We start from the raw sequence: 24499 nt of genomic DNA, 5'->3' as shown, positions 1-24499 counted from the left end.
AGCACGTTGAACACCTGGATCGCCATCGGCGCGACCGCCCTCGGCTGCTACGCCGTCAAGCTCGCCGGGCTGCTCGTGCCCGTGGGCATGCTGGAGCGGCCGCTCGTGAAGCGGCTCGCCGCGCTGCTGCCCGTCGCCCTCCTCGCCGCCCTCACCGCCCAGCAGACCTTCGCCGACGGACACGCCCTGGTCCTCGACGCCCGTGCCGCGGGAGTCGCCGCGGCCGCCGTCGCCCTCGCGCTGCGCGCACCGTTCCTGCTCGTCGTCGCGGCCGCCGTGGCCGTGACGGCGGGCGTGCGCGCCCTCGGCGGCTGACCCGCGCGGGGCGCCGCGGCTTCAGCCGACGGGGCGGCCGTACGCCCTGAGGGTGCGCAGCGCCTCGATCGTCACGACGGGCCGCGCCTCCAGGGCGGTGCCCGGTGCCCACTGGCGCCACCGGATCGGCCAGCCGCCGTCCGTCCGCTGTTCGGCCGCGAGGAAGTCCAGGGAACGCTCCATCTCGGTGTCGGTGAACCACGCCCGCGCGAGGGAGCTCGGCCGGCGTGCGAAGTCGTGCGGGAAGTGGTGCTCGCCCGGCGCGTAGCCGGGTGCGACCGGATACGCGTCCAGGTGGTCGGGCTCCAGCGCGGCGAGCCGCTGCTCGCGCACCATGCGGCCCAGGCGGTCGGCGGCGGCCTCCGCGCGTGGGCGGTCGGGTGCCGAGTCCAGGAAGGCGACGGCCGCCTCGACCTCGTAGGGGTGGGACTTCTGGAGGGACTCCACCGCGTGCCAGCAGAAGTCGGTGGCCCGGAACAGCCAGGCGTGCCAGACCTCGTTGGCGTGCAGCAGCCCCACCACCGGACCGGTCGACAGCAGGGAACTGGGCGGGTCGGCCACGACCGGGACGAACGGGGCAGCCGGATAACCCCGCTGGCTGGGATGGATCGCGGGCAGGGCGCCGTCCGCGGTGGACACCGACGTCAGATAGCGGCACACCCGCTCCACCCGCTGTCCGCCGCACCGCCCGACGGCGTCCAGGACGCGCAGCGCGCGTCCCGTGTGCAGCGGCTGGCTGACCGGGCCGCGCAGATCGGGCTCCAGGGCGTGACCGTAACCGCCGTCCTCGTTGCGGTACGCGTCGAGGGCCCTCTCCACCGGATCGGCGCCGCCGTTCAGGAAGGCGTGGGCGAAGAGGCGCTGTTCCAGCACGCGCGCGGTGAGCCAGACGAAGTGTTCGGCGCGGGACAACGGGGAGCGCGCCGAGGGCGCGGGAAAGAGGGGGGTAGCTCCTGAATCGGCCATGGCACAGACCGTAGGGCGGAAATCGCTCCCGGTGAGGGGTCCCGGGCCGGGCCCACTCGCAGGGACGGGATACTGGTTTCATGCGGTTGACGGTCTTCTGGCAGCGAATGGCGGACCATTTCGGTCCCGACTACGCAAATACGTTCGCGAGCGATCATGTGATGTCGGAGCTCGGCGGGCGCACGGTGAACGAGGCCCTGGACTCGGGCTGGGACGCCAAGGACGTGTGGCGCGTGGTCTGCGCGGTCATGGACGTGCCCCGGGAGAGGCACTGACCGGTAACGAAGATCGCACGGTGGCAGCGGGTTGTCGGTGGCGTGGGCGAGACTTGCACCGTGGCCCCCACTGACGACACCGGGCAGCTCGCCCAGGACACCACCCCGTTCGGTACGACGCCGCCCGCCGGGCCCCCGGCCGGGGGCCCCACAGGGACGGGCGCCCGCATGCCGCGCTGGCTGCCGCGCGCCATGGTGCTCGCCCTCGCGCTCGTCGCCGTGTTCCAGCTGAGCAGCTGGGCCTTCCACCAGCTGACCGGGCTGCTGATCAACGTCCTCATCGCGTTCTTCCTGGCGCTCGCGATAGAACCGGCGGTGAGCTGGATGGCCCGGCGCGGGCTGCGCCGCGGGTTCGCGACCTTCCTGGTCTTCCTGGGGCTGCTGGTCGTGGCCGCCGGTTTCGTCACCCTGCTCGGGTCGATGCTCGCCGGACAGATCATCAAGATGGTCGAGGACTTCCCCGAGTACCTGGACTCGGTGATCAACTGGGTCAACGAGACCTTCAACACCGAGCTGCGGCGGGTCGACGTCCAGGAGGGCCTGCTCCACTCCGACTGGCTGCGGCGGTACGCGCAGACCAGCGCCGCCGGAGTGCTGGACGTGTCCGCGCAGGTGCTCGGCGGGCTGTTCCAACTGCTGACGATCACGCTGTTCTCGTTCTACTTCGCCGCCGACGGGCCCCGGCTGCGCCGTGCCATCTGCTCCGTCCTGCCGCCCGCCCGGCAGGCGGAGGTGCTGCGCGCGTGGGAACTCGCCGTGGACAAGACCGGTGGCTACATCTATTCACGCGGTCTGATGGCGCTCGTCTCCGGCGTCGCGCACTACATCCTGCTTCAGACGCTGGGCGTGCCCTACGCGCCGGTGCTCGGTGTGTGGGTGGGGCTGGTCTCGCAGTTCATCCCCACCATCGGCACGTATCTCGCGGGCGCGCTGCCCATGCTGATCGCGTTCACGGTCGACCCCTGGTACGCGGTGTGGGTGCTGGTGTTCGTCGTGGTCTACCAGCAGTTCGAGAACTACGTGCTCCAGCCCAAGCTGACGTCGAGGACCGTCGACATCCATCCCGCGGTCGCCTTCGGTTCGGTCATCGCGGGCACGGCGCTGCTCGGCGCGGTCGGCGCGCTGATCGCGATTCCGGCGGTCGCCACGCTCCAGGCGTTCCTGGGCGCGTACGTGAAGCGGTACGACGTCACGGACGACCCGCGTGTCCAGGGCCACCGCAGCCGCGGCCCCGCCGAGCCCGGCCTCCGCACCCGCCTGCGCGGCCTCTGGGAACAGCGCCGCCCGGAGCCGGCGGAGTCCGCCTCCGAGACATCGCGGACCCACCCCTCCTCCTGAGCGACACGGCCCGGCCGCGCCACCCCGACCCCTCCCGCGCCACCCCCGACCCCTCCCGGTCCTCCTCCGTGCGGTGCGCCGGAGGCGTGTGTGGTGCTTGACATGAAAATCGAACATCCATTCTTATGGAGGCTCGGGCAAGGCCATCGGCGGGGATTTCGACACGGTTTGGGTGGATCAGTCCGTAGGTTGTCCACAGGCCGAGCCGGCGTCGAGGCGCATTGTCAGTGGCAGGCGTTAGCGTCTTTGACGTGAAGCGATCGACTCAAGCAAACCGGGTGGAACCCATGGCAGGAACCGACCGCGAGAAGGCGCTCGACGCCGCGCTCGCACAGATTGAACGGCAATTCGGCAAGGGCGCGGTCATGCGCATGGGCGAGCGGTCGAGGGAGCCCATCGAGGTCATCTCGACCGGTTCGACCGCCCTCGACGTGGCGCTCGGCGTCGGCGGCCTCCCGCGCGGCCGTGTCGTGGAGATCTACGGCCCGGAGTCCTCCGGCAAGACGACCCTGACCCTGCACGCGGTGGCGAACGCGCAGAAGGCCGGCGGCCAGGTCGCCTTCGTGGACGCCGAGCACGCCCTCGACCCCGAGTACGCGCGCAAGCTGGGCGTCGACATCGACAACCTGATCCTGTCCCAGCCGGACAACGGCGAACAGGCGCTGGAGATCGTGGACATGCTCGTCCGCTCCGGCGCGCTCGACCTCATCGTCATCGACTCCGTCGCCGCGCTCGTGCCGCGCGCGGAGATCGAGGGCGAGATGGGCGACAGCCACGTGGGTCTCCAGGCCCGTCTGATGAGCCAGGCGCTGCGGAAGATCACCAGCGCGCTCAACCAGTCGAAGACCACCGCCATCTTCATCAACCAGCTCCGCGAGAAGATCGGCGTGATGTTCGGCTCCCCGGAGACCACGACCGGTGGCCGCGCGCTCAAGTTCTACGCCTCGGTGCGCATCGACATCCGCCGCATCGAGACCCTCAAGGACGGCACCGAGGCGGTCGGCAACCGCACCCGCTGCAAGGTCGTCAAGAACAAGGTCGCGCCGCCCTTCAAGCAGGCCGAGTTCGACATCCTCTACGGCCAGGGCATCAGCCGCGAGGGCGGTCTGATCGACATGGGCGTGGAGCACGGCTTCGTCCGCAAGGCCGGCGCCTGGTACACGTACGAGGGCGACCAGCTCGGCCAGGGCAAGGAGAACGCGCGCAACTTCCTCAAGGACAACCCCGACCTGGCCAACGAGATCGAGAAGAAGATCAAGGAGAAGCTGGGCGTGGGCGTGCGGCCGGAGGAGCCCACCACCGAGCCGGGCACGGACGCGCCGGGTGCGGCGGCGGGTGCCGTCACCACGGACGACGCGAAGACCGCGCCGGCACCCGCGGCCAAGGCCACCAAGCCCAAGGCCGCCGCGGCCAAGAGCTGACCCGTGACACGACGAACCGACTGGGCCGAGTACGCGCACCTCGACGCGCCGTGGGAGCGGCGCGGCGCGGACGGCGCCGACCCTGCCCGGACGGGTGACGGCACGGGGGGCCACGGCCCGGACGGTGACGGGCCGTTCGACGGGGGACCGTACGGGGGCGGACGGCGGGGGCGGGCGCACGCTTCCCACGCGGGCGCCGAAGCGGACGCGGGCGCCATGGGGGACGCACCGGACGCCTTCGGTGGTGCGGGTCCGGACGACCCGTACGGCGAGGGCCCGCGCGGCGGATCGCGTCGCGGGGCGCGGGGGCGCCGACGGCGTGGTTTCGGCGAGGCGCCCCGTGAAGACGGAGGTTCCTTCGACTCGTCGAGGGCCGAGAAGGAGGAGCCCCCGGACCCGGCTGAGCGGGCGCGGGCGATCTGTCTGCGCCTGCTCACCGGGACCCCGCGCACGCGCAAGCAGCTCGCGGACGCCCTGCGCAAGCGGGAGATCCCGGACGACGTGGCGGAGGAGGTGCTGTCGCGGTTCGAGGAGGTCGGACTGATCGACGACAGCGCGTTCGCCGGGGCCTGGGTGGAGTCCCGGCACCACGGCCGGGGGCTGGCCCGGCGCGCGCTCGCCCAGGAGCTGCGCACCAAGGGGGTCGACAAGTCCCTCATCGACGAGGCCGTCGGCCGCCTCGACTCCGAGCAGGAGGAGGAGACGGCCCGCGAGTTGGTGGAGCGCAAGCTGCGCTCCACCCGTGGTCTCGACCGCGACAAGCGGATGCGCCGCCTGGCCGGGATGCTCGCCCGCAAGGGCTATCCCGAGGGCATGGCCCTGCGGGTCGTACGCCAGGCACTGGAGGCGGAGGGCGAGGACACCGAGTTCCTCGACGACGAAGGGTGACAGGGGCGACAGGAGTGTCAGGGAGACAGAGGTGACCAGGGGTGTGGCGGAAGCCGGTCAGGGGGTCACGGGAAGTCCCGCCGCCTTCCATGCCTGGAAGCCGCCGATCAGATCCGTGGCGCGGCGCAGGCCCAGCTGATGGAGGGAGGCCGCGGCCAGGCTGGAGGCGTAGCCCTCGTTGCAGATGACGACGACGCGCAGATCGTGGCCGGTGGCCTCGGGAGCGCGGTGGCTGCCCTGGGGGTCCAGGCGCCACTCCAGTTCGTTGCGCTCCACGACGAGCGCGCCGGGTATCAGCCCGTCGCGCTCACGCAGGGCGGCGTACCGGATGTCGACCAGCAGGGCCTCCCCGGCGCCGGCCGCGTCGTACGCCTCCTGTGGCTCGACGCGCCGCAGGCCCCGGCGCACCCGTTCCAGCAACTCGTCGATGCCGACCGGGGTTTCGTCCGTGTCGCTCACTGCCAGTCCTCCGGGCGCTCGACCTGCTCCAGGCGCAGCACCGGGCCGGTCCGGCTGTAGCGGCGGATCTGGGGCAGGGGCGGGTAGTAGGCGTGGACGGAGACCGCGTGCACGTCGGCGGACTCGTTGAGCACCTCGTGCACATGGTGCCTGCCGAAGGAGCGGCCCTTGCCGGCGGTCAGCAGCCGCTCGCGGTCCACGTCCTCGCTGAGTTCCAGGGTCTTCCAGCCGTCGGTGGGCAGCCGGGCGGCGAGCGAGTTCTCCCGCAGCTCGCCGGCCGCCGTGAGGAAGGCACCGACCGAGTCGGCGTGGTCGTGCCAGCCGGTGCCGGTGCCGGGCGGCCAGCCGATCAGCCACGCCTCGCTGCCGCCGGGACCGTCGAGCCGTACCCAGGTACGGCCCTCGGGGTCGAGCGGGAGCGAGGCGATCAGCTCGGCGTCGGCCGCCGTGCGCCGTACGAAGTCGAGCAGGTCAGCCTGGGTCGGCGCGATCCCGGCGGGCGCCGGGGCCCGGTCCGGGGCGGACACGGAGGAGGGAGCGGAAGAGACAGACGGGGAGGGGGAAACAGACACGTGCACCGTCCTGATGAAGCGTTCGCGAGAAGCGCGCGGCCTCGGGAGGCGGCGCGTTCGGGGTGAAGGGAAGGGCGAATTCAGCAGGAGCGGCGACACACGCAACCCGCATAGCGGACCAGGTCCATATGGACCCTCCGCCACAGGTGCACACAGGTGTCGATCACGATGCGGAGTACACCATGTCGCTGCACACCGGTCAACCGACAGTCACCATGTGGACCAGAGCGCGACCAGTGCGGCGCTCAACGCGGGTGGTCGGGGCCCTCAGCGGGTGCCCGAACTCGCCCCCGCCCCCGCCTCGGCCCCGGCTTCCGCCCCGGCCCCGGTCCTCGCCGCGCCGCCGAGCACGGCCTCGGCCGCCGCGTACAGATCGGCCGGGCGCACCCCGTTCAGCGCGGTGACCAGATGGCCGTCGGGGCGTACGAGCAGCACGGTGTGCGCGGGCGCTCCCGGGTAGCCCTCGGCGACCAGCAGCTCGGCCGGATGCGGCAGCGCGGTCACCGCGGCGGCGAGCCGGGGCATGACCCCGGCGGTCACCCAGTGCTTGCGGTCCCACACCCCGGTGCCCGGCGCGATCAGCACGACCAGCAGCCGGTCCCGGCCGAAACGGTCCCGCAGCCGTACGAACGAGCCGTCCTCCGCGGTGATCCGTACATCGGTGACCTGCGCGCCGGGCGCGGTGTCGACCGCGATCTCCCCTTCGAGGTGCCCGGGCGCGAGCGGTGAGTCGGCGTACGTCCCCGGGGCGCCCAGCGCGCCGCGGCCCAGGTGGCCGTCGCCGAGCAGGGTGTCGTGGCCGCGGGCCGTGCCCGGGACGACCGCGCGCAGGCCACCGCCGCCGCGCAGTATCGGCAGCGCCTGGTCGGCGGCGCGCAGCCGGGCGGCGACGACCGCGCGCCGCTCCGTCTGATAGCTGTCGAGCAGCGCCTCGTGCGGGCCGTGGTGCCAGGCCGTCGCCAGCTTCCAGGCGAGGTTGTCGGCGTCGCGCAGCCCCTCGTCGAGACCGTGGGTGCCGAGTGTGCCCAGCAGATGGGCCGCGTCCCCGGCGAGTAGGACCCGGCCGACGCGCCAGCGGCGGGCCAGCCGGTGGTGCACGGTGTGCACGCCGGTGTCGAGGAGTTCGTACGGCGGTGTGGTGCCGCCCGTCCAGCCCGCGAGGGTCTCGCGGACCCGGGCCACCAGCAGCTCGGGCGTGACCAGGTCCTTGCCCGGCGGCAGCAGCCAGTCCAGCCGCCACACGTCGTCCGGGAGGGGACGGGCGGTCACCTCGCCGGCCGCGGGGCCGGACATCCGCCAGGGTGGCGACCGGTGCAGCAACGCCTGGTCGGGCCAGGGGAGTTCGGTGCGCAGCGCGGCCACGGCGTGCCGTTCCACGGCCGTGCGGCCCGGGAAGCGGATGTCGAGGAGCTTGCGCACGGTGGACCGGGGGCCGTCGCAGCCGATCAGGTAACTGCCGCGCCACCAGGTGCCCCTGGGGCCGCGGGTGTGGGCCGTGACGCCAGAACGTTCCTGTTCGAGCGAGTCGAGCCGGCTCTCCACGACGACCCTGGCCAGGGGTTCCCGGGCGAGCGCGGCCCGCAGGACGGCGGCGAGCGTGTGCTGGGCGATGTGCAGCGGGCCGGGGTCGGTCTCGTCGAAGACGACCTCGCGCATCACCTGCCTGCGCCGCATGGACCGCCACCCGGTCCAGCGCAGGCCGAGGTCGGAGAGCGGGAAGCCGCCGAGCCGCTCCAACAGGGCGGCGGTGTCCTCGCGCAGGACGACGGTGCGGGCGGCGCGGGCTTCGTCCTTGCCGGGGCCCTCGTCGAGGACGACGGACGGCACCTGCTGACGGGCCAGCGCGAGGGCGAGCGTGAGACCCACGGGTCCCGCTCCGACGATGATCACCGGGTCCACGGTTCGGCGCCCCCTGCTCGCAGCGGCGTCCTGACGGACGTAGGTGAACACGAAGGTGGAGCAGGGTGCACGATCACAGAACGTATGCAACCCATTGGCGGTGTTTGCGTCAAGCGACGAGGACGACGACGATCATGATACCGGCCCAGGGGCGGAACCGAATCCCCTGACCGGACGTCACCGGGAGCCCGCGCGGCGCGCGTTCACCAGGGGTTGTGCGCCGGTTTACGCCGTTGGGCCGACCGGCGTACGACGTCGGCCGGGTTCGCGACGTCGGCCGGGCCCGGGGTGGCACGGCGGTCCTGCGACGAGGGGTGGGGCCGTGGCACGCCGGCCACTGCCCCACCCCTCGTCACTCCGTCACCCGGTGACCAGGTCACCTCGGCACCCGGTCACCGTCGCGCCACGTCGTCGGCTCAGTGGCCGTGCACCTGTTCGTCGTGGTCGCCGGGTGCGGCCAGTTCGGCCACCGCGTCGGCGCCGACCACCGCACCGGTGGACTTCTTGCGCCGCCGCAGCCGGCCCTCCAGCCAGCCGGCGAAGGAGGTGAGCGAGAAGTTGATCACGATGAAGATGAGCGCCACGACCGTGAAGGAGGCGATGGTGTTGGCGCCGTAGTAGCTGCTCATGGTGTTGGCCGAGGCCAGCAGTTCGGGGAAGGTGAGGACCGCGCCGCCGAGGGCGGTGTCCTTCACGATCACCACGAGCTGACTGACGATCGCCGGGAGCATCACGGTGACGGCCTGCGGCAGCAGGATGAGCCGCATCACCTGGTTCTTGCGCAGACCGATCGCCATGGCCGCCTCGGACTGTCCCTTGGGCAGGGCCAGGATGCCCGCGCGGACGACCTCCGCCAGGACCGAGGCGTTGTACAGCACCAGACCGGTGACGACCGCGAACAGCGGACGGTCGTCCGCACTCACGTCGGTGTACTGGGCGTACAGCGCGTTGCCGAAGATCATCAGGACGAGTACCGGGATGGCGCGGAAGAACTCGACCAGGACCGAGGCCGGCACCCGGATCCACGCGTGGTCCGAGAGGCGGGCGATGCCGAGCACCGCGCCCAGCGGCAGCGCGATGACCATGGCCAGCGCCGCGGCCTTCAGGGTGTTCTGGAGACCGGGCCAGATGTACGTCGTCCACGCCTCGGTGTGGACGAAGGGACTCCACTTCGCCCAGGCCAGCTGGTCCTTGTCGGCGAGGGTGCTGATCACCCACCACAGGACGGCGGCCGCGACGACCACGAAGACCGCCGTGTACAGGACGTTGCGCCGCTTGGCCCGCGCGCCCTGGGCGTCGTACAGGACCGAACTCATCGCTTCACCGCCACCTTCTTGCCGACCCAGCCGAGGATGAGACCGGTCGGCAGCGTCAGGCAGCAGAAGCCGAACGCGATGACCCCGGAGATCAGCAGCAGCTGCGCCTCGTTCTCGACCATCTCCTTCATCACGTACGCCGCCTCCGCCACGCCGATCGCCGCCGCCACCGTCGTGTTCTTGGTGAGCGCGATCAGCACGTTCGTCAGGGGGCCGACGGCCGCGCGGAACGCCTGTGGCAGGACCACCAGGCGCAGCACCTGCGTGAAGCTCAGACCGATGGCCCGGGCCGCCTCGGCCTGTCCGACCGGCACCGTGTTGATGCCGGACCGCAGCGCCTCGCACACGAAGGCCGAGGTGTAGACGATCAGACCGAGCACGGCCAGCCGGAAGTTGATCGCCTTGAATTCGTCCGCGCCGAGGGTGATGTTCAGGGTCTGGAAGAGGCCGAGCGAGGCGAACAGGATGATCACCGTGAGCGGGATGTTGCGCACGATGTTCACGTAGGCGGTGCCGAAGCCGCGCATCAGCGGCACGGGGCTGACCCGCATGGCGGCCAGCATAGTGCCCCAGATCAGGGAGCCCACGGCCGACAGCAGCGTCAGCTGCACCGTCGTCCAGAAGGCGCCCAGCACGTCGTAGTCTTGAAGAAAGTCGAACACGATCTCCCGCGCTTCCGCGTGTAGGGACCCGCCGGTGCGCCGCCCCGGTCAGCGGCGCACCGGCAGGTACTGCCTCAGCTCTTGATGTCGCCGATCTTCGGCGCGGGCTCGTTCTGGTAGTTGGCCGGACCGAAGTTCTTGTCCACGGCCTTCTGCCAGGAGCCGTCGGAGACCATCGACTCCAGCGCGGTGTTGATCTTGGCCTTGAGGTCGCTGCCCTTCTTGACGCCGATGCCGTAGTTCTCGTTGGTCATCTTGAAGCCGCCGAGCTTGAACTTGCCCTTGAACTGCGACTGGGCGGCGTACCCGGCGAGGATCGAGTCGTCCGTGGTCAGGGCGTCGATGGCCTTGTTCTGGAGACCCGTCAGACAGGCCGAGTAGGTCGGGTACTCCTGGAGCTGGGCCTTGGGAGCCAGCTTGTCCTTGACGTTCTGCGCCGAGGTCGAGCCGGTCACCGAGCACAGCCGCTTGCTGTTGAGGTCGGCAGGCGCCTTGATGGAGTTGTCGTCGGCGCGGATCAGCACGTCCTGGTGGGCCAGCAGGTACGGGCCGGCGAAGTCGACCTTCTGCTGACGCTCCGGGGTGATCGAGTAGGAGGCGACGATGAAGTCGACGTCACCGCGCTGGAGCATGGTCTCGCGGTCGGCGCTCTTCGACTCCTTCCACTCGATCTGGTCGGCCTTGTAACCCAGCTTCTGCGCGATGTAGGTGGCCACGTCGATGTCGAAGCCCGAGTAGCCCTGCGGGGTCTTCTGGCCGATGCCGGGCTGGTCGAACTTGATGCCGACGGTGATCTTCTTGCCGCCGCCCGAGGAACCGCCGCTTCCCGAGTCCTTGTCCCCGCCACACGCCGTGGCGGTCAGGGTCAGGGCGAGGAGGGTGGCCGAGGCGGCGGTGACCTTGCGGAGCTTCATGGTGAACTTCCTTCGTCTGATGAGGAGAAGCCGGTTGGCGCGGGTCGGCCGGAGTGCGGTCGGCGCGCGCTCAGTGGTGCAGGATCTTCGACAGGAAGTCCTTGGCCCGGTCGCTGCGCGGATTGCTGAAGAACTGGTCCGGCACGGCCTGTTCGACGATGCGGCCGTCCGCCATGAACACCACGCGGTTCGCGGCCGACCGTGCGAAGCCCATCTCGTGGGTGACGACGATCATCGTCATGCCGTCCCGGGCGAGCTGCTGCATGACCTCGAGCACCTCATTGATCATCTCGGGGTCGAGGGCCGAGGTCGGCTCGTCGAAGAGCATGACCTTCGGGTCCATCGCGAGGGCCCGCGCGATGGCGACCCGCTGCTGCTGGCCACCGGAGAGCTGCGCGGGGTACTTGTCGGCCTGGGTGCCCACACCGACCCTGTCGAGCAGGGCGCGGGCCTTCTCCTCGGCCTGCCTCTTGTCCGCCTTGCGGACCTTGACCTGCCCCAGCATCACGTTCTCGAGCACGGTCTTGTGCGCGAAGAGATTGAAGGACTGGAAGACCATCCCGACGTCGGCGCGCAGCCTGGCCAGTTCCTTGCCCTCTTCGGGCAGCGGCTTGCCGTCGATGGCGATGGTGCCGGAGTCGATGGTCTCCAGGCGGTTGATGGTGCGGCACAGGGTGGACTTGCCGGACCCCGAGGGTCCGATGACCACCACGACCTCACCGCGGGCGATCGTGAGATCGATGTCCTGGAGCACGTGCAACGCGCCGAAGTGCTTGTTGACGCTCTTCAGGACGACCAGATCGCCGGTCGCGGCCATGTCTTCCTTGGCCACCGATACTTCGGTCATCGCTCTCAGGCTCCGTCCTCCTCGGTTTCGGAGGACAGTAGTAACCCTATGCGACCAGCGTCATTACATCTGAGGGGAATCTGAGCATCACGATCCGATAGCAATCGGACACATGTCGTAGCAGAGCGGCACCGCTGAGTATCGGCCGCGTAACGGAAAGCACGGGCAACCGGAACTCTCTTGACGACGTCCTTGTTCATCGGCGTGACTGCCATGGTGCACACCCGCGTGGGCGCGATTTCTTCCGGATGATCTTCAACTCCGGATGATCTTCAACCCGGAGCGCAGGACCGCCGAACCGGAGGGGGCCGGAATGAGACTGCTGCTCGTCGAGGACGACAACCATGTCGCCGCCGCCCTCTCCGCGGTCCTCGCCCGGCACGGCTTCGACGTCACCCACGCCCGCAGCGGCGAGGAGGCCCTCCAGGCGCTGGTGCCCGAGAGCGCGGGCTTCGGCGTCGTCCTCCTCGACCTCGGACTGCCCGACCAGGACGGCTACGAGGTCTGCGGCAAGATCCGCAAACGCACCAGCACCCCGGTGATCATGGTGACCGCCCGTTCCGACGTCCGCTCCCGCATCCACGGCCTCAACCTCGGCGCCGACGACTACGTGGTGAAGCCGTACGACACCGGGGAACTGCTCGCCCGCATCCACGCCGTCAGCCGCCGCACCGTCCCCGAGGACACCGCGCCCGGCGGCGAGGGGGCGCTGCGGCTCGGCCCCGTCCACATCGAACTGCCCACCCGGCAGGTCAGCGTGGACGGTTCCGTCGTCCAGCTGACCCGCAAGGAGTTCGACCTGCTCGCGCTGCTCGCCCAGCGCCCCGGCGTGGTCTTCCGGCGGGAGCAGATCATCAGCGAGGTCTGGCGCACCAGTTGGGAGGGCACCGGCCGCACCCTGGAGGTGCACGTCGCCTCCCTGCGCGCCAAGCTGGGGCTGCCCGCGCTGATCGAGACCGTCCGCGGCGTCGGCTACCGGCTCGTCGCACCGGCCGGGTAGCGGGGACGGGTGCGCACACGTCTCCTTCCGCTGCTCATCGTCCTGATGGCGGCCGTCCTGCTCGCACTCGGCGTGCCCCTCGCGGCCAGCGTGGCCGCCGCCCAGCAGCAGAACGTGGTCGTCGACCGCATCGACGACACGGCCCGCTTCGCGGTGCTCGCCCAGTCCGTCACCGACGGGCCGAGCACCTCGACCGGCGCCGTGCTCGACGACCGCCGCGAGACCCTGCGCCGCGAACTCGTCAGCTACTACGGGGTGTACGGCATCCGCGTCGGCGTCTTCTACCGCAATGACGAGGCCATGGCCAACGCGCCCCGCGGCTGGACCCTGCCCGGGACCGGAGTGGTCCGGGACGCGTTCGACGAGGCGCTGCTCAGCCGGCGCAGCCACGATCCCGAGCAGGTGTGGCCCTGGCAGCGCGGGCGGCTCGTCGTGGCGTCGCCGGTCATCCGGGACGGCGACGTCGTGGCCGTCGTCGTCACCGACTCGCCCACCGGGGCGATGCGTTCCCGGATCCTGCGCGGCTGGCTGCTGATCGGCGCGGGCGAGAGCGCCGCGATGCTGCTCGCCGTGGGCGCCGCGCTCCGGCTGACCGGCTGGGTGCTGCGCCCCGTGCGCGTCCTCGACGCCACCACCCACGACATCGCCACCGGACGACTGAAGTCCCGGGTCGCGGCGGCCGGCGGCCCGCCGGAACTCCGCAGGCTCGCCCGGTCGTTCAACGAGATGGCGGACAACGTCGAGGACGTCCTGGAGCAGCAGCGCGCCTTCGTCGCCGACGCCTCGCACCAGTTGCGCAACCCCCTCGCCGCGCTGCTGCTGCGCATCGAACTGCTCGCCCTCGAACTGCCGGAGGGCAACGAGGAGATCGCCTCGGTCCGCACCGAGGGCAAGCGCCTCGCGCAGGTCCTGGACGACCTGCTCGACCTGGCGCTGGCCGAGCACGCCGAGGCGGACCTGCGGCTGACCGACGTCGGCCAGCTCACCGCGGAGCGGCTGGCCGCCTGGGCGCCCGCCGCCGAGGCCAAGGGCGTCCGGCTGGGCGGGGACTGCCCGCCCACCACCGGGTGGGCCGATCCCATCGCCCTGTCCAGCGCCCTGGACGCGGTGATCGACAACGCGATCAAGTTCAGCCCCGAGGGCGGCAGCGTCGAGGTGACCGTCTCCTCCAACGGGGACACCTCGACCGTCGTGGTCACCGACACCGGACCCGGTCTCACCGACGAGGAACTCGCCCGCGTGGGTGACCGGTTCTGGCGCAGCGGCCGCCATCAGAACGTCAAGGGCTCGGGGCTCGGCCTGTCCATCACCCGGGCCCTGCTCGCGGCGGGCGGCGCCTCCCTCACGTACGAGCACCACGAGCCGAAGGGGCTCAGGGTGACGGTGCGGGTGCCGAGGAGCGGCGGCTGACGGAACGGCGTTTGACGGAACGGCGGTTGACGGGGCGACCGGTCAGGGTTTGACGGAGCGGTAGTAGCGGCGCGCGCCCTCGTGCAGCGTCAGGGGATCGGTGTAGATCGCGGTCCTTACGTCGACGAGTTGCGCGGAGTGCACGTGCGCGCCGATGCCGTCCCGGCTCTTGAGCACCGTGCGGGTCACCCACTCGGTCAGCCGGGGGTCCATGTCCTTGCGGGTCATCAGCACGTTGGACACCGCGATCGTGGGCACCGAGGACCCGTGCTGCACCGACGGGTAGGCCGACTCCGGCATGTTGGTGGCCCGGTAGTAGCGCGCGGCGGCACTCTGGCGGTGCAGCCGGGCCACGAGGCCGGCCTCGATCGGAACGAACCGGAAGTCGAACGTCCGGGCAAGCTCGCCCAGCCCGTTCGTGGGCAGCCCGCCCGACCAGAAGAACGCGTCGATCCCACCGCCCGCCAGCCGCCCCGGACCGGTGTCGATGCCGTCCGACATCGGCGTGATGTCCTTCACCGGGTCGATACCGGACGCCCTCAGCACCCGGTTCGCTATCAGCCGCACCCCGGAGTTGGGCAGCCCCGTCGCCACCCGCTTGTGCCTCAGGTCCGCGACCGACCTGATGTCCGAGTCGTTCGGCACGATCAGCTGCACGTAGTCGTCGTACAGCCGGGCCACCCCGCGCAGGTCGCCCGCTCCCGCACCCTTCGACAGCCCGTACGTCTCCACCGCGTCGGCCGCCGCGATGGTGAAGTCGGCCTCCCCGGTCGCCACGCGCCGCACGTTCTCCTGCGACCCGGCGCTGTTCTGGAGCTTGACCGTGAGCCCCGGCATGTCCTTGTCCAGCTCGGTGCGCAGCCGCTCGCCGTACTCCTGGTAGACCCCGCGCGGTGTCCCGGTGCTGAACGTGATCGTGCCGCCCGGCGGCGTCTCGCCCAGCGGCAGCAGCCACCACAGCAGCAGCCCGAGCACAACGACACCGACGGCCGCGCCCTGGAGCGCGCGCCGCCTGCCGATCCGGGGAAACGCCGGGGACATCGGGGACACTCCCGCGATCCTGCCAGCCCGCACGCGGTCCTGACCAGGCCGTGGCCGCGGTCGGGACGGTGACGGACGGTCACGGGGAGGCGTCGGCGGTCAGGGGCGGCCGCTGGAGTCAGGCCACTAGAGTCACGGCATGACCTCCTCGCCCGCCGACCTCGTCCGCCAGTTCCACCAGGCCTTCGGCCTCGACACCCGCACCACGCCCGCCGAGGTGTCGCCCGAACTGGCCGCGCACCGCGGGGAACTCCTCGCCGAGGAGGCCGCGGAGGTCGCCGAGGTCGCGGTCAGCGGCCCGCTCGACCGGCTGGCGCACGAACTCGCCGACGTCGTCTACGTCGCGTACGGCACGGCGCTGGTCCACGGCATCGACCTCGACGCGGTGCTCGCCGAGATCCACCGCGCCAACATGAGCAAGCTCGGCCCCGACGGCCAGGTCGCCCGCAGGGCCGACGGCAAGGTGCTCAAGGGCGACCACTACACGCCGCCGGACGTCGCGGCCGTGCTGCGCGGCCAGGGCTGGACCCCGGCGGACGTCTGACACCGCGCCGCACCCGCCCGTGGGCGCGTCAGACCCTCCCGTCCGGCTCCTCGCTGCGCATGCGGCCGTCCGTGGTGAGGGGAGGGCTGTCGAGGTAGGGGCGGTAGTGACGCAGGAACAGCTCCGCGGTCAGCTCGCGGCGGCTGCGCACACCCGCCTTGTCGAACACCTTCCGCAGATGGTCCTGCACCGTGTACTCGGTGATGTGCAGCGTCCCCGCGACCTCCGCGGTCGACCGGCCCAGCAGGATCTGCTGCGCCACCTCGCGCTCACGCGGCGTCAGGCCGTACGCGTCGAGCACGATCGCCGCCAGCTCGCCGGGCCCGCTCAGGCTCAGGGAGACGTAGGTGAGGGTCTCCCCGGAGGAGCCGCGCGGGCCCGCCCCCGCAGTTCCGGCCACCCCGCCCGCGCCGCCGGTGCCGTTCGCCCCGCCCGGTTCCTCCCGCCACGCCGTCAGCGTGATCCAGTGCCCGGACCGGCTCAGTGCCCGCGACGTCACCTGCGCCCCCGGTCCGTGCGCCCGCGCCTTGCTGACGATGGCCTCCAGACACAGCGGGTACGACCGCCCCGGCGCCGGATGCGCCTCCTGGATCAGCCCGAGCCAGTGGTCCGCCGTGGACGTGCACAGCCGGATCCGCAGGTCCTCGTCGAGCACGACCAGACCGGGCGCGTCCGGTACGTCACCGCGGTCGATGCCCGCCAGCAGGAACGACCGGCGCAGCGCCACCGCCGCCGGGGAGCTGATCGCCGCCGCCGCGTCCACCTCGGCGGCGCTGAACGGCCGTGAGTCCTCGGCCCGGCACAGGACCAGCAGGCCCCAGGTCCGGGAGCCGTCGCGCAGCAGCACGCGTAACTCGTCCGACAGGCCCTCGGGACGCAGGATGTCGCGGTAGTAGACGTTCTCGTCCAGCTTCCCGCCGGTCGACCGGCTGAGCAGGCTCGCGGGCCCCGAACGGCGGGCCAGCGCACGGATGTTGTCGACGCCCGCCTGCTCCGTGTGCTCGATCTCGAACAGCCGGGGCATCACCCGCTGCGGGAACCCGTGCTCGTGCTGTCCGCCGGTGTCCAGGAAGGTCGCCGGATCGAGCATGACGGCACACCAGACGTCCGCGGGCACGCTCTCCGTGAGGGCCGTGCCGGCCGACTTCAGCACATCGAGCGCACCGGTGGCGCCGGGTCCGTCGAGGCGTCGACCCAACGCGTGGGCAAGGGAGTCGGGGTCGGGGGACGAGCGCGGGCCGGAGCGACCGGGACGCCGGTCGGGGCGGGGCAGGGAGCTCACGGCAGCAGGCTACGAGGACTCCCAGACATCTGGGATGGGAATGCCGCGAATACGTCCGTAGCGTGGTGGACACGGCCCGGCCGGGCGTACGCCACCATCGGGGACGGATTCGCGCGACACCGGCCGGCGCCACGGGGGAGAGGGCGGCCCCTGTCCGCGGCGGGGGATCCGCGGCCGGGGGCCGCGGACGCAGGAACGAGGCAGTCGATGGACCGAACCACGCCCACCGGGGCCGGCGGCGCGCACCCGGCCACCCTTCCCGAGCCCGCCGTGCTCGACCTCGCGGCCGGCGGCCCCGCCGACCTGCGGGTGCTGGCCGGCTACCGGCGCACCGCCGGGCTCGCCCGGATGCTCGACGGCACCCGCTGGTGGCTGCACCCCGACGGACGGCTGCTGGTCGTGCCCGCGCCGGGCCTGGCCCGCGACGACCTCTTCCCGCTGCCCGGCCGCCACCGGCCCGACCCGGACGGCATCCGGATCCACGCCTCCCACCGGCACCCCGACGGACCGACCGCGCGCATCACCGGGCTGATCCGCGGCGGGCACGACGGCCGGGGGCCCTGGGAACTCGACGCCCGCTACACCGTCACCGCGGCCGGCGGCTCGGCGGACGTGGCCGTACGCCAGCCCCTCGTACCGGCGGCCGGACGTCCCACCGGTCACGGCGGGCGCACGGGACGGCCGCCGCTGCCGTCCGTGTACCGGGTCACGCTCACGGGACGCGCCGCGGACGTGCGATTCGGGCCGATGGAGGGCGAGTTGACCGTCCTGCCGCCCGCCGCCGGGGCACCCTGGCCGCTGGAGGTCCTGCTCGCCACCGACGACGGCGTCTCCCCGGGCTCACTGCTCTGGCTCGCGTCCGCCTACGGGCTGTCGCGCGACGACAACGGCGGTCTGACCATGACGCTCGACGACGACGGACTGCGCTGCGCGATCAGCGCGCCCGACGGCACCCTCGGCGTCAGCTGGGGCGCCCGGCTGCCCGTCCCGGCCACCGCCGCCGACCTGCGGCTGTCCTGGACGGACGGCCGGGTCGAGGGCGGCATCCACGCCGCGGCCGTGCTGTTCGGCGAGCGGATCACCTACAGCGCGCGGCTGGAGGGGGCGCAGGCCGTTCACGACGCGCCCGGCCCCGGGGACTTCGAGCGCTGCTGGCAGGCCCGCACCCTGGCCGACCCGGTCAGTCCGGCCGGCCTGTCGGAACCGTCCGGCCTGGCCGGCCCGTCCGATCCGTCCGATGCATCGTCTCTGCCCGACCCGTCGGGGACGTCCGCCGCAGTGCCGGGCGCCGGGGCAGGCTGGCGGGAGCTGCGTGACCGCGGCTTCGACCTCACCCTCAGCGGTGAACACCGGCGGGCGGTGCCCGCGCTGCGCCGGGCGCTGACGGGCTGCCGTGCCGAACGCGCCCTCGCCACCGCCCCGTTCACCGTCGAGTCGCTGCTCGTGGACGAGGTGAACATCCTCACCCGGCTGCTGCACTGCCACCGCTTCGGCGAGGACCTGGCCCTCGTCCTGGAGACCCTGCGCGCGGCGGTCGACACCCGCCGTGAACTGGCCCGCAGCGAACACCTCGCCCTTGTCGGACGTGAGCAGTCGCACCTGGTGATGACCGCGCTGAGCGACGTCCTGGAGGACTGGCGCGAACGCCTCGACACCGACCTGGCCCGGGTCGACCTGCTCACCCACGCCCAGGACTTCTTCGTCTCGCTCACCGACTCCCTCGCCGAACTGGGCATGGACCGCACGGCCCTCGTCGCCGCCGAGCGCGGCCGGGGCCGGGCCTTCCTCGACATGCGGGCCGGCCGGTCCGCCGACGGGGGTGATCCCGCGGGCACCGTCGAGGCCCTGGACGTACGGGAGTTGCTCACCACGGTCCGCGAGCACGGCGCGGCCGTCCTGGAGTACTCGGTCGGCGAGGACGCCTCCCGCGCCTGGCTCGTCACCCCCGACGGCGAACTGGACAGCGTCCGTCTGCCCGCGGGCGCCCGGACCCTGGAGCCGCTGATCACCGAGACCCGCGCCCTGCTCGAACACCCCGCCCCGCCACCGGAACGCCTGGCGGAGGTCCTCACCTGTCTGCACACCCTGCTCGTCGACCCGCTGCCCGCGGCCTGGCTCGCCGAGCACCCGGGCGAGGACCCGCCGCCCCTGACGGTCGTGCCCCACCGCACGCTCTTCCGGCTCCCGTTCGCCGCCCTGCGCGAACCCGGTACCGGCCGCTACCTGTTCGAACGCCGCGCCCTGACCTACGCCCCGTCCATCGGCACCCTGCGGCGCCCACCGCAGCCGCGGTGGCCGCGACGGCCGGGCACCGCACCTCCCCGCCTCGCCTGCTTCGTCGACCCACACCCGATGCCCGGCACCCTCACCCCCCTGCCCGCGCTGCGCGCCCACCTGCCCGAGGTGACCGGTCAGTACCCGCCGGACTTCCGCACCGAGTACGTCGGCCCGCGCGCGACCCTCGCGGCCCTGCGCGCCGAGGCCGCGGAGGCGGACGTGCTGCTGCTGTGCACGCACGCCCGCGCCGACGACGAGTACCCGGACCGCTCCTACATCGCCCTCGCGCCCGACCCGGCGGCCGGCCACGACGGACTGGTCCGGCCCGCCCACCTGACCCGGCTGACCTGCCGGGCGGACCTCGTGGTGCTCATGGCGTGCCAGAGCTCCGCCGGCCGGCTCACCGGGGACGGCGTGCAGGGACTCGCCCGCGCCGTGCTGCTGTCCGGCGCGACCTCCTTGCTGGCGGGGCAGTGGACCGTGCCGGAGGAGCTCAGCCTGGCCCTCGTGTACGAGTTCCACGAGCACTGGCTGGGCGGTGGAACCGGCAAGGCGGAGGCGCTGCGGCGGGCGCAGGCCGGGATCGCGGCGATGTATCCCGACCAGCCGCAGCTGTGGGCGGCGTTCCAACTGGCGGGCGACTGGCGGTGATGCGGGGTGTGGGGAGCGGGGCGAGAGATGTGCGGGACGGGATGTGGGGATATGGGGGCGTGGGGGAGGGGGCGGGTGCGAGTGTGGAGAGTGACGGGTCGATGACGGGCTGTATGGAGTGAACGAGGAGGCGGTGCGTGGAGTTCCCCGAGTTCCAGGACGGCGGAGAGGCCCGGGCCACGGGTGGGTTTCCCGAGTTCCGCGACGACGAGGGCTTTGAACCCGTGGTGACCCGGGATCTCGTCCTGGAGGAACGCGCCCTGGCCGACGGCGCCCCCGACCGCGTCCTCGTCGAGGGCAGGGTCTCGTACGGCGCGCCCCGCGTCGCCCGCCTGACCCCGCCCGCGGACGGAACCGGACCGGACGGCGGGTCCGCCGGGGAAAGCGGCCTCGGCGCATTCGGTGGGGACGGCGGGCTCGGCGCGGGCCCGCTGCCCGACCCCTCGGAGTGGGATCTCCATCTCGTGGTCCTGCCGCACACCTTCGCGTGGCCGCCCACCGGACGCACCTTCCTGCACGCCCAGATCACCTTTGAGGCGACGGACACCGGCGTCACCGCCCACAGCCTGGTGCCCCTGGAGGTCACGGTGCCCGTCGAGACGACCCGCGCCTACACCCTCAGCCCCCAACTGCAGTTCATGGAGATCGGCGCGGGACTCGGCGTACGCGAACGGCGCCTGGTGTTCACCCGCCTCGAACCGGTGATCACCGCGTACGGCCTGGGCACCGGCACCTTCTCCTGGCGCTACTCCGGGCCCCCGGGCGGCGGGGTGCGCGACGGCTCACGGCTCTCGGCGGCGGTCGTCCAGGTGCCGCGCGGCACGGACCGCCTCGCCCTGACCGCGCGGACCACGTTCACGGTCGCCCGCCGGCTCTTCGGCGGACTGCGCCCGCGCGAGGGACACAGCGCACCGCACACCTTCGAGGTCCGCCTGCCGGGGGCCCGCGCCGTCTGATCCCCCGGGAGCCCGGGAGGGCCTGTCGGTGGGAGCGCCTACCCTTGAGGAATGACCAGCAGCAGTGACCGGAGCCTCGCAGTGGACGTTCCCGCACCCAAGAGCTACGAGATCCGCACCTATGGGTGCCAGATGAACGTTCACGACTCCGAGCGATTGTCCGGGCTGCTCGAAGAAGCCGGCTACGTGCGCGCCCCCGAGGGCTCGGACGGTGACGCGGACGTCGTCGTCTTCAACACCTGCGCGGTCCGCGAGAACGCCGACAACCGGCTGTACGGCAACCTCGGCCGGCTCGCCCCGAAGAAGGCCGGCCGGCCCGGCATGCAGATCGCGGTCGGCGGCTGCCTCGCGCAGAAGGACCGCGACACCATCGTGAAGAAGGCGCCCTGGGTGGACGTCGTCTTCGGCACGCACAACATCGGCAAGCTGCCGGTGCTGCTGGAGCGCGCGCGGGTGCAGGAGGAGGCGCAGGTCGAGATCGCCGAGTCCCTGGAGGCGTTCCCGTCCACCCTGCCGACGCGGCGCGAGAGTGCGTACGCCGCGTGGGTGTCGATCTCCGTCGGCTGCAACAACACCTGCACCTTCTGCATCGTCCCCGCGCTGCGCGGCAAGGAGAAGGACCGCCGGCCCGGCGACATCCTCGCCGAGGTCGAGGCGCTGGTCGCCGAGGGCGTCTCCGAGATCACGCTGCTCGGGCAGAACGTCAACGCGTACGGCTCGGACATCGGCGACCGCGAGGCGTTCAGCAAGCTGCTGCGGGCCTGCGGCAGCGTCGAGGGCCTGGAGCGCGTGCGGTTCACCTCCCCGCACCCGCGCGACTTCACGGACGACGTGATCGCGGCGATGGCCGAGACGCCGAACGTGATGCCGCAGCTGCACATGCCGCTCCAGTCCGGTTCCGACACGGTCCTCAAGGCGATGCGCCGCTCGTACCGGCAGGAGCGCTACCTCGGGATCATCGAGAAGGTGCGGGCCGCCATTCCGCACGCCGCGATCACCACGGACGTCATCGTCGGCTTCCCCGGGGAGACCGAGGAGGACTTCGAGCAGACGCTGCACGCGGTGCGTGAGGCGCGCTTCGCGCAGGCGTTCACCTTCCAGTACTCCAAGCGGCCTGGGACACCCGCCGCGACCATGGAGGACCAGATCCCCAAGGAGGTCGTCCAGGCGCGGTACGAGCGACTTGTGGCCCTCCAGGAGGAGATCTCCTGGGAGGAGAACAAGAAGCAGGTCGGCCGCACGCTGGAGCTGATGGTCGCCGAGGGCGAGGGCCGCAAGGACGGAGCCACCCACCGGCTGTCCGGCCGCGCCCCCGACAACCGCCTGGTCCACTTCACCAAGCCGGACCAGGAGGTGCGCCCCGGCGACACCGTCACGGTGGCGATCACGTACGCCGCCCCGCACCACCTCCTCGCTGAGGGCCAGGTCCTGGAGGTGCGCCGTACCCGCGCGGGCGACGCCTGGGAGAAGCGCAACACCGCCGAGGCCGCCAAGCCGGCCGGCGTCATGCTCGGCCTCCCCACCATCGGCGCCCCGGCCCCCCTGCCCCTGGCCACGACGAGCGCCTGCGCCTGCGACTGACCACTTACCGGAGGTCGCGCGGGGTCGGTGACGGCCTCCGCGCGGGCAGGCGGTTCCGCCGGGCGGCCGGTGCCCGCCGTGGGGCGTGCCCGACCGTCCCGGGGTAGGGGCGAGACGACTCCGGAGCGGGAGCGAGATGAGTCCAGGGCGGGAGTGACCGGCGAAGGCCCCGCGGGGTTACGCTGGCGATCATGCTTGTCGCCGTCGCGGTCTGTCCCTGTCCGCCGCTGCTCGTGCCCGAGGTCGCCGCGGGGGCCGCGGCCGAGCTGGACGCCGCGCGCGCGGCGTGCACGGACGCGCTCGGCGTGCTCGCCGCGGCCCGCCCCGACCGGCTGGTGGTCGTCGGGCCCGCCGTGGAGAGCGGCACCTACCCCGAGGGCACCCCGGGCTCCTTCCGGGGCTTCGGCGTGGACCTCGACGTACGGCTGGGGCAGGGCGGAACGCACCCCGACGGCCCCGGCCGTCTGCTGCCCGCCTCCCTCGCCGTCGCCGCATGGCTGCTGGACCGCACCGGCTGGGCGGACGCCCCGGTCGAAGGGCTCGGCGTGGGGGAGCTGCCGCCCGAGCGGTGCGTCGACCTGGGACGGGACATCGCCGCCGGGGCCGGGCGGACGGCGCTCCTGGTGATGGGCGACGCCAGCGCCTGCCGCACCCTCAAGGCCCCCGGCTACCTGGACGAGCGGTCGGCGCCCTTCGACGCTGAGGTCACCCGCGCGCTCGGCTCCGCCGACGTCGCCGCCCTCAAGGAACTGGACCCCGTCCTCGCCGCCGAACTGAAGGCATCCGGCCGCGCACCCTGGCAGGTCCTCGCCGGCGCGGCCGAGAACACGACCCTCGCGGGCTCCCTGCTGTACGAGGACGCGCCGTACGGCGTGGGGTACGCCGTCGCGAGCTGGTCCTAGGGCCGGTCCGACAATTCCCGCCGGACACCAGCCGCCGCCGACTGATCCGACGCGAAGTGCCGGACAGACCCAGGCGCGCGGGCCGGCCTCGGGAACGGCGGACGGCCGCGAGCGCAGTGCTTCGCGGCCGTCCGCCGATCACCCCACCGTCACCGTTCAGGAAGCCGGCGGTGGTGTCTCCTTCTCCGGGTTCTCCGGGCCCGTCGGCGGCGTACCGTCGGCCGCCCGGTCGCCGGACTTGTGCGCCAGCCGGTCCATGGCGTGCCGGGCCTTGTCCGTGCCCGTGTGGATCCGGCCGCTGTACTTGCCCTTGGTCTTCTCGTCGACGACGTGCGCCGCCTTGTCGATCCCGTGCGTGATCTTGCCCCCGTGCTGCTGCGCGAGGTCCGACACCTTCTCCTTGGCCGGGGCGAGCCTGGCCTTCATGTTGTCCAAGAGACCCATGGGTCCACCTTCTCTCGCGGGACAGTCACCTGTGGGCGTCCTCGCCGGCCGAGCTGTCCGCGACCTCACCGGCCGACTGCTGCCGGGGAATCCCGGTGTTCTCCGCGACGACCACGCCGACGCCTCCGCCGCCCTCGCCCGACACCTCGTCCGGGACTCCGTCCGAGACCTCGTCAGAGGCGGCGTCCGGGGCGTCCTCCGAGACCGCGCCCGGAACGACGTCCGAGCTGTCGCCCTGGACGTGGTCCGAGGCGTCCTCCGCGACCGTGCCCGGGGCGTCGGCCGGAACGTCCTCCGGAGCGGCACCCGTCCCGGTCGGCCCGCACCCGTCGCCGTCGGTCCCGGCCTCGGCCGCAGCCGCGGTTCCGGCTGCCGTTCCGGCCTCTGCTTGCGCCGCGGTTCCGGTCGGCTCCGCCTCCGCCGGCCCGTCCGCGTCCCCCGTCCCGGCCGCGGCGGACGCCTCTGGAACCTCGGACGCCTCCTCCGTCGCCTTCGACCTCCCGAGAAGCCATGCAAAAACGCCCATTTCAACTCCATAC

General features: G+C 72.4%; 25 protein-coding genes. 12 read left to right on the top strand and 13 right to left on the bottom strand.

Annotated elements, in window-relative coordinates; all coding sequences use genetic code 11:
* Positions 1–6: 6 nt before the first annotated feature.
* Positions 7–315 (top strand): AzlD domain-containing protein, encoded by a 309-nt coding sequence (locus tag AB0F77_RS24360; protein ID WP_361952370.1) that lies wholly within the window; start codon positions 7–9, stop codon positions 313–315.
* A 21-nt stretch (positions 316–336) separates the two neighbouring features.
* On the opposite strand, the gene AB0F77_RS24355 is transcribed toward AB0F77_RS24360, so the two are convergent.
* Positions 337–1281 (bottom strand): hypothetical protein, encoded by a 945-nt coding sequence (locus AB0F77_RS24355; RefSeq protein WP_361952367.1) that lies wholly within the window; start codon positions 1279–1281, stop codon positions 337–339.
* An 80-nt stretch (positions 1282–1361) separates the two neighbouring features.
* Between AB0F77_RS24355 and AB0F77_RS24350 the strand changes: the two genes are divergently transcribed.
* The 4 genes from AB0F77_RS24350 (at position 1362) to recX (ending at position 5203) form a co-directional block, all read left to right on the top strand.
* Positions 1362–1556: a DUF3046 domain-containing protein gene (locus tag AB0F77_RS24350; protein WP_361952364.1), complete on the top strand. Its 195-nt coding sequence runs from the start codon at positions 1362–1364 to the stop codon at positions 1554–1556.
* A 60-nt stretch (positions 1557–1616) separates the two neighbouring features.
* Positions 1617–2894: an AI-2E family transporter gene (locus AB0F77_RS24345; RefSeq protein ID WP_361952361.1), complete on the top strand. Its 1278-nt coding sequence runs from the start codon at positions 1617–1619 to the stop codon at positions 2892–2894.
* A 287-nt stretch (positions 2895–3181) separates the two neighbouring features.
* Positions 3182–4315, top strand: a complete 1134-nt coding sequence (gene recA, locus AB0F77_RS24340; RefSeq protein ID WP_361952358.1) for a recombinase RecA — start codon at positions 3182–3184, stop codon at positions 4313–4315.
* Between the two features lie 3 nt (positions 4316–4318).
* Positions 4319–5203, top strand: a complete 885-nt coding sequence (gene recX / locus AB0F77_RS24335; RefSeq protein WP_361952355.1) for a recombination regulator RecX — start codon at positions 4319–4321, stop codon at positions 5201–5203.
* Positions 5204–5260: 57 nt separating this feature from the next.
* Here the strand turns inward: recX and AB0F77_RS24330 are convergent, their stop codons facing one another.
* The 8 genes from AB0F77_RS24330 to AB0F77_RS24295 form a co-directional block, all read right to left on the bottom strand.
* Positions 5261–5662: a rhodanese-like domain-containing protein gene (locus tag AB0F77_RS24330; RefSeq protein WP_361952352.1), complete on the bottom strand. Its 402-nt coding sequence runs from the start codon at positions 5660–5662 to the stop codon at positions 5261–5263.
* A complete protein-coding gene (locus tag AB0F77_RS24325; protein ID WP_361952349.1) occupies positions 5659–6189 on the bottom strand; it encodes a cysteine dioxygenase in 531 nt (176 codons plus the stop codon). The genes AB0F77_RS24330 and AB0F77_RS24325 overlap by 4 nt, the downstream gene beginning before the upstream one ends.
* A 125-nt stretch (positions 6190–6314) precedes the next feature.
* Positions 6315–6386, bottom strand: coding sequence for a putative leader peptide (locus AB0F77_RS24320; RefSeq protein ID WP_361952439.1), 72 nt, complete (start codon positions 6384–6386; stop codon positions 6315–6317).
* 115 nt (positions 6387–6501) lie between these two features.
* Positions 6502–8133 carry an FAD-dependent monooxygenase gene (locus AB0F77_RS24315; RefSeq protein WP_361952346.1) on the bottom strand — a complete coding sequence of 544 codons (1632 nt, stop codon included), beginning with the start codon at positions 8131–8133 and terminating at the stop codon, positions 6502–6504.
* 416 nt (positions 8134–8549) lie between these two features.
* On the bottom strand, positions 8550–9449 hold the full coding sequence (locus AB0F77_RS24310) for an amino acid ABC transporter permease (protein ID WP_361952343.1): 900 nt from the start codon (positions 9447–9449) through the stop codon (positions 8550–8552).
* Positions 9446–10111, bottom strand: coding sequence for an amino acid ABC transporter permease (locus AB0F77_RS24305; RefSeq protein ID WP_361952340.1), 666 nt, complete (start codon positions 10109–10111; stop codon positions 9446–9448). Before AB0F77_RS24305 ends, AB0F77_RS24310 begins: the two co-directional genes overlap by 4 nt.
* Before the next feature lie 74 nt (positions 10112–10185).
* Positions 10186–11025, bottom strand: coding sequence for a glutamate ABC transporter substrate-binding protein (locus AB0F77_RS24300; RefSeq protein WP_361952338.1), 840 nt, complete (start codon positions 11023–11025; stop codon positions 10186–10188).
* A 70-nt stretch (positions 11026–11095) separates the two neighbouring features.
* Positions 11096–11872: an amino acid ABC transporter ATP-binding protein gene (locus AB0F77_RS24295; protein WP_361952335.1), complete on the bottom strand. Its 777-nt coding sequence runs from the start codon at positions 11870–11872 to the stop codon at positions 11096–11098.
* A gap of 313 nt (positions 11873–12185) precedes the next feature.
* Here AB0F77_RS24295 and AB0F77_RS24290 point away from each other — a divergent pair, with 313 nt between their 5' ends.
* Both AB0F77_RS24290 and AB0F77_RS24285 read left to right on the top strand, forming a co-directional pair.
* Complete coding sequence (locus tag AB0F77_RS24290) at positions 12186–12872, top strand: response regulator transcription factor (RefSeq protein WP_361952436.1); 687 nt, start codon at positions 12186–12188, stop codon at positions 12870–12872.
* Between the two features lie 9 nt (positions 12873–12881).
* Positions 12882–14282 (top strand): HAMP domain-containing sensor histidine kinase, encoded by a 1401-nt coding sequence (locus tag AB0F77_RS24285; protein WP_361952332.1) that lies wholly within the window; start codon positions 12882–12884, stop codon positions 14280–14282.
* A 42-nt stretch (positions 14283–14324) separates the two neighbouring features.
* Here AB0F77_RS24285 and AB0F77_RS24280 read toward each other — a convergent pair whose 3' ends face one another.
* Positions 14325–15323 (bottom strand): TAXI family TRAP transporter solute-binding subunit, encoded by a 999-nt coding sequence (locus AB0F77_RS24280; protein WP_361952329.1) that lies wholly within the window; start codon positions 15321–15323, stop codon positions 14325–14327.
* Between the two features lie 139 nt (positions 15324–15462).
* Between AB0F77_RS24280 and AB0F77_RS24275 the strand changes: the two genes are divergently transcribed.
* A complete protein-coding gene (locus AB0F77_RS24275) occupies positions 15463–15867 on the top strand; it encodes a MazG nucleotide pyrophosphohydrolase domain-containing protein (protein WP_361952326.1) in 405 nt (134 codons plus the stop codon).
* A 28-nt stretch (positions 15868–15895) separates the two neighbouring features.
* On the opposite strand, the gene AB0F77_RS24270 is transcribed toward AB0F77_RS24275, so the two are convergent.
* On the bottom strand, positions 15896–17149 hold the full coding sequence (locus AB0F77_RS24270; RefSeq protein WP_361952323.1) for a helix-turn-helix transcriptional regulator: 1254 nt from the start codon (positions 17147–17149) through the stop codon (positions 15896–15898).
* A gap of 207 nt (positions 17150–17356) precedes the next feature.
* Between AB0F77_RS24270 and AB0F77_RS24265 the strand changes: the two genes are divergently transcribed.
* The 4 genes from AB0F77_RS24265 (at position 17357) to AB0F77_RS24250 (ending at position 23516) form a co-directional block, all read left to right on the top strand.
* Positions 17357–20077, top strand: a complete 2721-nt coding sequence (locus AB0F77_RS24265; RefSeq protein WP_361952320.1) for a CHAT domain-containing protein — start codon at positions 17357–17359, stop codon at positions 20075–20077.
* 137 nt (positions 20078–20214) lie between these two features.
* On the top strand, positions 20215–21033 hold the full coding sequence (locus AB0F77_RS24260) for a hypothetical protein (protein WP_361952317.1): 819 nt from the start codon (positions 20215–20217) through the stop codon (positions 21031–21033).
* A 51-nt stretch (positions 21034–21084) separates the two neighbouring features.
* Positions 21085–22614 (top strand): tRNA (N6-isopentenyl adenosine(37)-C2)-methylthiotransferase MiaB, encoded by a 1530-nt coding sequence (miaB, locus tag AB0F77_RS24255; protein WP_361952314.1) that lies wholly within the window; start codon positions 21085–21087, stop codon positions 22612–22614.
* A 191-nt stretch (positions 22615–22805) separates the two neighbouring features.
* A complete protein-coding gene (locus AB0F77_RS24250) occupies positions 22806–23516 on the top strand; it encodes a class III extradiol dioxygenase subunit B-like domain-containing protein (RefSeq protein ID WP_361952311.1) in 711 nt (236 codons plus the stop codon).
* A gap of 156 nt (positions 23517–23672) precedes the next feature.
* Here the strand turns inward: AB0F77_RS24250 and AB0F77_RS24245 are convergent, their stop codons facing one another.
* Both AB0F77_RS24245 and AB0F77_RS24240 read right to left on the bottom strand, forming a co-directional pair.
* Positions 23673–23960, bottom strand: coding sequence for an antitoxin (locus tag AB0F77_RS24245; RefSeq protein ID WP_361952308.1), 288 nt, complete (start codon positions 23958–23960; stop codon positions 23673–23675).
* 25 nt (positions 23961–23985) lie between these two features.
* A complete protein-coding gene (locus AB0F77_RS24240; protein ID WP_361952305.1) occupies positions 23986–24486 on the bottom strand; it encodes a hypothetical protein in 501 nt (166 codons plus the stop codon).
* Positions 24487–24499 lie beyond the last annotated feature (13 nt).

The organism is Streptomyces sp. NPDC026672 (assembly GCF_040638185.1).
GTDB lineage: Bacteria > Actinomycetota > Actinomycetes > Streptomycetales > Streptomycetaceae > Streptomyces.
The sequence above is the reverse complement of the archived record's forward strand: the minus strand, read 5'-3'. Positions and strand labels throughout refer to the sequence as shown.

What these genes read in the sequence shown, in the direction of transcription:
- AB0F77_RS24355 (WP_361952367.1), bottom strand. Translation starts at nt 1,281, where the DNA reads ATGGCCGATTCAGGAGCTACCCCCCTCTTTCCCGCGCCCTCGGCGCGC.
- AB0F77_RS24350 (WP_361952364.1), top strand. Translation starts at nt 1,362, where the DNA reads ATGCGGTTGACGGTCTTCTGGCAGCGAATGGCGGACCATTTCGGTCCC.
- recA (WP_361952358.1), top strand. Translation starts at nt 3,182, where the DNA reads ATGGCAGGAACCGACCGCGAGAAGGCGCTCGACGCCGCGCTCGCACAG.
- AB0F77_RS24310 (WP_361952343.1), bottom strand. Translation starts at nt 9,449, where the DNA reads ATGAGTTCGGTCCTGTACGACGCCCAGGGCGCGCGGGCCAAGCGGCGC.
- AB0F77_RS24300 (WP_361952338.1), bottom strand. Translation starts at nt 11,025, where the DNA reads ATGAAGCTCCGCAAGGTCACCGCCGCCTCGGCCACCCTCCTCGCCCTG.
- AB0F77_RS24295 (WP_361952335.1), bottom strand. Translation starts at nt 11,872, where the DNA reads ATGACCGAAGTATCGGTGGCCAAGGAAGACATGGCCGCGACCGGCGAT.
- AB0F77_RS24290 (WP_361952436.1), top strand. Translation starts at nt 12,186, where the DNA reads ATGAGACTGCTGCTCGTCGAGGACGACAACCATGTCGCCGCCGCCCTC.
- AB0F77_RS24280 (WP_361952329.1), bottom strand. Translation starts at nt 15,323, where the DNA reads ATGTCCCCGGCGTTTCCCCGGATCGGCAGGCGGCGCGCGCTCCAGGGC.
- AB0F77_RS24275 (WP_361952326.1), top strand. Translation starts at nt 15,463, where the DNA reads ATGACCTCCTCGCCCGCCGACCTCGTCCGCCAGTTCCACCAGGCCTTC.
- AB0F77_RS24265 (WP_361952320.1), top strand. Translation starts at nt 17,357, where the DNA reads ATGGACCGAACCACGCCCACCGGGGCCGGCGGCGCGCACCCGGCCACC.
- miaB (WP_361952314.1), top strand. Translation starts at nt 21,085, where the DNA reads ATGACCAGCAGCAGTGACCGGAGCCTCGCAGTGGACGTTCCCGCACCC.
- AB0F77_RS24250 (WP_361952311.1), top strand. Translation starts at nt 22,806, where the DNA reads ATGCTTGTCGCCGTCGCGGTCTGTCCCTGTCCGCCGCTGCTCGTGCCC.
- AB0F77_RS24245 (WP_361952308.1), bottom strand. Translation starts at nt 23,960, where the DNA reads ATGGGTCTCTTGGACAACATGAAGGCCAGGCTCGCCCCGGCCAAGGAG.
- AB0F77_RS24240 (WP_361952305.1), bottom strand. Translation starts at nt 24,486, where the DNA reads ATGGGCGTTTTTGCATGGCTTCTCGGGAGGTCGAAGGCGACGGAGGAG.